General features: G+C 75.0%; 4 protein-coding genes. All 4 read left to right on the top strand.

The annotated features are described in order from the left end of the window. Positions 1-738: 738 nt before the first annotated feature. The 4 genes from ACZ5Y0_RS27720 (at position 739) to ACZ5Y0_RS27705 (ending at position 6,663) form a co-directional block, all read left to right on the top strand. Positions 739-1,362, top strand: coding sequence for a helix-turn-helix transcriptional regulator (locus tag ACZ5Y0_RS27720; RefSeq protein ID WP_469131405.1), 624 nt, complete (start codon positions 739-741; stop codon positions 1,360-1,362). Then, positions 1,359-2,000 (top strand): helix-turn-helix transcriptional regulator, encoded by a 642-nt coding sequence (locus tag ACZ5Y0_RS27715; RefSeq protein ID WP_469131404.1) that lies wholly within the window; start codon positions 1,359-1,361, stop codon positions 1,998-2,000. The genes ACZ5Y0_RS27720 and ACZ5Y0_RS27715 overlap by 4 nt, the downstream gene beginning before the upstream one ends. A 172-nt stretch (positions 2,001-2,172) precedes the next feature. Beyond that, positions 2,173-5,364 carry a non-ribosomal peptide synthetase gene (locus ACZ5Y0_RS27710; RefSeq protein ID WP_469131403.1) on the top strand — a complete coding sequence of 1,064 codons (3,192 nt, stop codon included), beginning with the start codon at positions 2,173-2,175 and terminating at the stop codon, positions 5,362-5,364. A 30-nt stretch (positions 5,365-5,394) separates the two neighbouring features. Beyond that, positions 5,395-6,663 (top strand): diaminobutyrate--2-oxoglutarate transaminase, encoded by a 1,269-nt coding sequence (locus ACZ5Y0_RS27705; protein ID WP_469131402.1) that lies wholly within the window; start codon positions 5,395-5,397, stop codon positions 6,661-6,663. The last annotated feature ends 8 nt before the right edge of the window (positions 6,664-6,671 follow it).

The raw sequence follows: 6,671 nt of genomic DNA, 5'->3' as shown, positions 1-6,671 counted from the left end.
CCGGGCCACGTCGTCGATGACGCCCAGGACCGCGACGACCGGGGTGGGGTGGATGGCCGCCTCGCCCGTCTGGTTGTAGAGGGAGACGTTGCCGCGGTCACCGCCCTCTCCGCGAACATCGCCCACCGCGGCCTGGCGAGCCGGCCGGCCAGCCGCGCCGGCGGTTCGGCGGCGAGCGCCGCCACCAGCCGGACGTCGGCGCCCAGTCGGGCCGAGCGCAGGGACTCGCAGGCCAGCTCGACCGCCGAGCGGGTACGCAGCCTGGCGGCCGGGCCCGCCGCCGGCGCCGCGGGCGGGTGCGGGGCCGACAGCCGCTCGCGCAGTGTCGCGGCCGGTGCCCACCAGGAGGGCGACACCCCCGTGGCGGGGGAGCCGGTGTCGGTTGTCGTCACATCCGCGACTCTTCCAGCGGTGCCACCCGCCGTACAGGGAGCAGCACCCGTATATTCCGCGGCCGACTACCCAGGCGCCGTCAACACCGTGCCCTCCTTTGCGCCGCCCGGCGGCCCGGCGAGGTCCGCGAGCGGGCACGACGGCGCCCCGTCCGCGGCGACGGGAGGCCGGGCCGCCGGTGCCCCCCGGCGGCGTCCGGCCGTGCGCGGACCGGTCGCGCCGGGCGGCACCGGGGCGGCCCGGCGGGGTGCGGGAATGCGGGTGATCGCGCCCCATGCGGCGTGTCGCCCGGGTTGCCCAGACTCCTCGCCGAGAGGTTCGTCACACGCTGACCGAGGAGTGCACATGGACACCCCCCTACCGCTCTGCGTCGTGGCGCTGGACCCGGTGCTCGAAGCCGGCGCCGTCAGCACCCTGTCCGGCAACCCGGACATCGCACTGGTCCAGCCGGAGGAGAAGGCCGACGTGGCGGTCGTGATCCTCGATCGACTCGACCGCAAGGAACTCGACCTGGTGAACGCGACCGGCACCGGCCCTCACCGGCCCGCCGTCATCGTGATCGCCGCCGACATGTCCCCGGCCGAGGCCGCCGACGCCATCAACGCCGGCGCCCGCGGCCTCCTGCGCCGCCACGAGGTGAACGCCGACCGGCTGGCGCGGACCGTGCTGACGGTGGCCGGCGGCGACTGCACCGTGCCACCCGACCTGATCGACGGGCTCCTCGACCAAGGCACCGAGAGCGATGCGCCCCCCGGCGCGCGGGGGCACGGACCGGGCTGGGGCCTGGACGAGCGGGAACGTGCGGTCCTGCGGATGGTGGCCGACGGCCGGGAGACCGACGAGATAGCCAAGGAACTCTGCTACTCCGCGCGGACCGTGACCACCGTCGTCCGAGACATCACCCAGCGGTTCCGGCTGCGCAACCGTGCCCACGCGGTGGCCTACGCCCTGCGGACGGGCCTGCTGTGACCGGCCTGATCCTCGAAGCGGCGCCGGAGGCGGGACGGCGCGACGGCGAACTGCGCGTGTACCTGGGCCCCGCGGGCGGGGCGGCCCGCGACACGGTGGCCGCCAGCCTGCGCCGGGCCGGCGTCGAGTTGGCGGCCGTACGTTCCGACGGGGCCGTCCGGGTGGCCGCGGGCCGGACCCCCGGTGCGGCGCTCGACGGCTTGCCGGAACCCGGCGGCGGCCCCCTCCTGCTGGTCGCCGACACCTTCACCGCGGCAGGAGTGCGGCGGGCCGTCCGGGCCGGGGCGGTGGCCATGCTCCAGTCCGCCGAGGCCACCCCGGAGCGCCTGCTCACCGCCGTCCACGGCGCCCGGTACGGCGAGGGCCGGATGCCCTACGGCGTCCTGGTCCGCCTCCTCGACGAGGCGGGCGGCGGCGACACGGAGCGTCGGCACTCCACCCCCGACTCGCCGCTGACGGCCCGACAGACGACAGTCCTCACGCTGGTCGCCGAGGGGCACGGCAACGCGGCCATCGCCCGTGCACTCTCCTGTTCCCAGCACACCGTGAAGAACGTCATGTATGACCTGATGATGCGCCTCCAGGTCCGCAACCGGGCCCACGCGGTGGCGCACGGCGTCCGCACCGGGCTGATCTGACCCGGGTCCGGTCCCGGTCGCGGCCCCGACCAGAGACATTGACGCAGCAAAAGCCGCGACACGCGCTGCCGCTCCTTCCCTACTGCGCCGCCGCGCCCGAACGGCAAGCTCCGGACGTGCCCCGACCACCCGAGGCGCGCGACGACCTACCCCACTTCTCGGAGGTGAGCCGGTGGACCGCGGTGACGGCCGGACGACATCCTTCTCGCAGCAACGGCTGTGGTTCCTCGACCAACTGCGACCCGGCGCGGCGGACCATCTGCTTCCGCTGGCGCTGCGCCTGCGCGGCAGCCTCGACACCGAGGCCCTCGCCGCCGCCCTGGCCGACGTGGTCGACCGGCACGAGGTACTGCGCACCCGGTACTCGGCCGCCGACGGCGAGCCGCTGGCCCACGTGGTCCCGCGGGTCGACGTGCCGCTGGACAGGGTGGCGGCGCCCGCCGCCGGAGCGGCCGGCATCGCCGCGGTCCTCGACCGCGCGCTGCGACGGCCGGTCGACCTGTCGACAGCGCCGCCGCTGCGGGCCACCCTGGCGCGGCTCGCGTCCGACGACCACCTGCTGGCCGTCGTGGTGCACCACATCGCCTTCGACTTCTCCTCCTGGAACATCTTCACCCGCGACCTGGCCGCGGCCTACCGCGCGAGAACCGCCGGTGTCCCCCACGGGCTCCCGGCGCTGGCCCAGCAGTACGCCGACCTCGCGGCCCGGCAGCGCGAGCGGTCGGCCGGCCCCCGGCTCGCCCGCAGCCTCGACTACTGGCGCTCGCGGCTGGCGGGCCTGCCGCCGCTGGACCTGCCGACCGACCGGCCCCGCCCCGCCGAGTTCGACGGCGCCGCCGCCGTGGCCCGATGCACCCTCCCCGCCGACCTGGTGGCACAGGCCGACCGGCTGGCCCGCTCCCACCGCGCTACCCGGTTCATGGTGCTGCTCGCGGCCTTCCAGGCCCAACTGGGCCGCTACAGCGGACAGAGCGACTTCGCCGTCGGCACCCCGGTAGCGGGCCGCGGCCACCCCGCTGCCAGGGACCTCATCGGCCCCTTCGTCAACACCGTGGTGCTGCGCGCCGACCTGTCCGGCCGACCGAGCTTCGCCGAGCTGGTGGACCGGGTCCGGGGCGCGTCCCTGGCCGACCTCACGCACGCCGCCACCCCGTTCGAACGCGTGGTCGGCGAACTGGCTCCACCCCGTGACCTCAGCCGCAACCCCCTCTTCCAGGTCTCCTTCCTGACCCTCGACTCCCAGGCCGAACCGCCCGACCTGCCCGGCCTGGAGGCCGAGCTGGTGCCCACCCCGGTCGCGGGGACACCGTTCGACCTGGCGCTCGACCTGCTCGGCTGCCCCGACGGCAGCCTGGGGCTGCGCCTGCACTACGCCACCGCGCTGTTCACGCCCGAGACGGCCGCCCGCCTCACGGAGGACTACGTCCGGCTGTTGCGCGGCCTGCTCGCCGCCCCGGACGAGCCGCTGGCCCACGCCACCTCCGAACTCGAACGGCTGCCCGGTGGCGAGCGCCGCCGCCGGCTCGCGCTCGGCCTCGGCAGCGCCCGTGCCACGCCTGCGCAGACCGTTGTCGACCTGTTCGAGCAGCAGGCGCGCCGCTCCCCGGACGCCATCGCCGTCCGCTCCTGGGACGGCGAGCTGAGCTACGCCGGACTCGACGAGCGGGCCGACGCACTGGCACACCGGTTGCGCGCCCTCGGCGTCGACCGCGGCACCCGGGTGGGCGTCCTGCTGGAGCGCGGCACCGGGCTCCTCGTGGCCCTGCTCGCCGTCCTCAAGGCGGACGGCGCCTACGTCCCGCTCGACCCCCTGCACCCCGTGCGGCGTATCGGCCACCTGATCGATGACACCAGGGCCGCCGTGGTCGTCACCACCGGCCCGCTGGCCGAACGGGTGGCAGGCACGGAGGCGAGGACCCTGTTGCTCGACGGCACCCTGCCGCCGACCGTGCCCGCGCACCGGCTCGACCGGACCACCGGCCCGGACGACCTCGCGTACGTCTTCCACACCTCCGGCTCGACCGGCACGCCCAAGGGCGTGCAGATCCCGCACAGTGCCCTGACCAACTTCCTGCACGCGATGACGGCCCGGCTGGAGCCGGCGCCGGGGGCCACCGTCCTCGGCGTCACCACCGCCTCCTTCGACCCCTCGATGCTGGAGCTCTGCCTGCCGCTGCTGACCGGCGCTCGGCTGGTACTGGCCGACACCGAGCAGGCTCGTGACCCGGAGCGCCTGATCCGTCTGATCGGCGAGGCCCGCCCGGATCTGCTCCAGGCCACCCCGTCGATGCTGCGGATGCTGGTCGACACCGGCTGGGCCCCCGGCCCCGGCCTCACCGTGCTGTCCGGTGGCGAGAAGCTCCACACCGACCTGGCCGCGGCGCTCGCCGCCGGTGGCGCCGAGGTCTGGGACCTGTACGGGCCGACCGAGGCCACGATCTGGACCAGCGTCGCCCGGCACGGCGCCGACGGGCAGGTCCAGCAGTGGGCCGCGGTGGACAACACCACCGTCCGGGTGCTCGACGACCGGCTGGAGCCGGTGGCCGAGGGCGGCACCGGGCAGGTCTGCATCGGCGGCGAAGGGCTCGCCTGGGGCTACCGGGGCCGGTCCGCCCAGACCGCCGGCGTCTTCCTCCCCGACCCGCACGCCACCACGCCCGGCGGCCGGCTCTACGCCACCGGCGACCTCGGCCGGCTCCGCCCGGACGGTTCGCTGGAGATCCTCGGCCGCAGCGACCACCAGGTGAAGATCCGCGGTCACCGGATCGAACCGGGCGAGATCGAGGCGGCGCTGCTCGCCCTCGACGGCGTCCGCGCCGCCGTGGTGCACCCGACGCCGGACGCCGGCGGCGACCGACAGCTCACCGCGTACCTGGTCGCGGAGGACGCCGAGAACCCACCCACGCCCGACGCCCTACGCGCCGAGCTGCTGGACTCCCTGCCCCACCACCTGGTCCCGGCCGCGTTCGTCCTGCTGGACGCCATCCCGACCGCGGTCAGCGGGAAGGTCGACCGCCACGCGCTGCCGGCGCCGGCGCCGCAGGCGGTCGGCCCGGCCGCTGCTCCGCGCACCCCTCGGGAACGGTCCGTGGCCAGGGTCTGGGAGGAGGTCCTCGGCGCCACCGGGATCGGAGTCCACGACGACTTCTTCCTGCTCGGCGGGCACTCGCTGCTCGCCACCCGGGTGTCCGTGCGACTGCGCGCCGCCCTCGCCGTGGACGTCCCCGTGCGCGCCCTGTTCGACCACCCCACCGTCGCCGCCCTCACCGCGGCTCTGGACGGTTACCCGCAGTCGGCCGCGGACGGCCCCCTGCCACGGCTGACCGCCCGCCCGCGCGGCGACCGCACGACCGCCGGCCGCTGACCGAAACCGCCCCCTCGCCCAAGGACCGCCATGACCCTCGCCGCGACCACCGACACCTCCGTCTTCGAGAAAATCGAGTCCGAGGTGCGCATGTACTGCCGCACTTTTCCCGTGGTCTTCGAACGCGCCAAGGGCGCGCTGCTGCACGCCGACGACGGCCGCGTCTTCATCGACTTCTTCTGCGGCGCCGGCACCCTCAACTACGGGCACAACCACGACGCCGTCAAGCGACGGATCCTCGACTACCTCGCCGACGACGGCCTCATGCACGGCCTGGACATGCACACCGTCGCCAAGCGCGACTTCCTGACCCGATTCACGGAGGTCGTACTGCACCCCCGCGGCCTCGACTTCAAGGTGCAGTTCACCGGGCCGACCGGGACCGACGCGGTGGAGGCCGCCCTCAAGCTGGCCCGCCGGGCAACCGGTCGCACCGGCCTGACGGCGTTCACCGGCGCCTACCACGGCATGTCGCGCGGTTCGTTGGAGATCACTGGCAGCCGCCGCGCCCGCCGGGCGGGCGCGGTCGCCGGCGGGGACGTGACCTTCGTACCCTTCGAGGACGGCCCGCTCGGCCCGTTCGACTCGATCGGCCTGATCGAGCGGCTGTGGGCCGACCCGTCCTCCGGAACCGAACTGCCCGCGGCGGTCGTCGTCGAAGCGGTGCAGATGGAGGGCGGCGTCCACCCGGCGAGCCGGGAGTGGATGCGTCGGCTGCGCGAGCTCACCGAACGGTACGGGGTGCTGCTGATCCTGGACGAGATCCAGACCGGCTGCGGCCGCACCGGCACGTACTTCGGCTTCGAGGACTCCGGGATCGTGCCGGACATCGTCACCGTCTCCAAGTCCCTCAGCGGCTACGGGCTTCCCCTCTCGCTCACGCTGTTCCGCCGCGAGCTGGACCTGTGGCAGCCCGGTGAGCACACCGGCACGTTCCGCGGCAACCAGCTCGCCTTCGTCGCGGCCACCGCGGCCTGCGAACTCTGGCAGCAGGACGACTTCCTGACCGGCCTTCGGCGGAATGCGGAGAGCCTCACCCGGTTCCGGGCCGAGGTGGGCGCGCTGGACCCGGATCTCGTGCTGCGCGGCCGGGGCATGGTGCTCGGCATCGACACCGCCCGGGCCGGCGGCGCCGACCGGGCCGAGCGCGTCCAGCGCCACGCCTTCGAGCACGGCCTGATCGTCGAGCGCTGCGGCCGGTACGACGAGGTCCTCAAGGTGATGCCCCCGCTGACCGTCGCGCCCGGTCCGCTCGACGAGGGGCTCGGCATCCTGCGCGACGCCCTGCACGTGAACTGACGGCAGCC

This window comes from Streptomyces sp. NPDC033216 (assembly GCF_055577115.1).
The sequence above is the reverse complement of the archived record's forward strand: the minus strand, read 5'-3'. Positions and strand labels throughout refer to the sequence as shown.

What these genes read in the sequence shown, in the direction of transcription:
- ACZ5Y0_RS27720 (WP_469131405.1), top strand. Translation starts at nt 739, where the DNA reads ATGGACACCCCCCTACCGCTCTGCGTCGTGGCGCTGGACCCGGTGCTC.
- ACZ5Y0_RS27705 (WP_469131402.1), top strand. Translation starts at nt 5,395, where the DNA reads ATGACCCTCGCCGCGACCACCGACACCTCCGTCTTCGAGAAAATCGAG.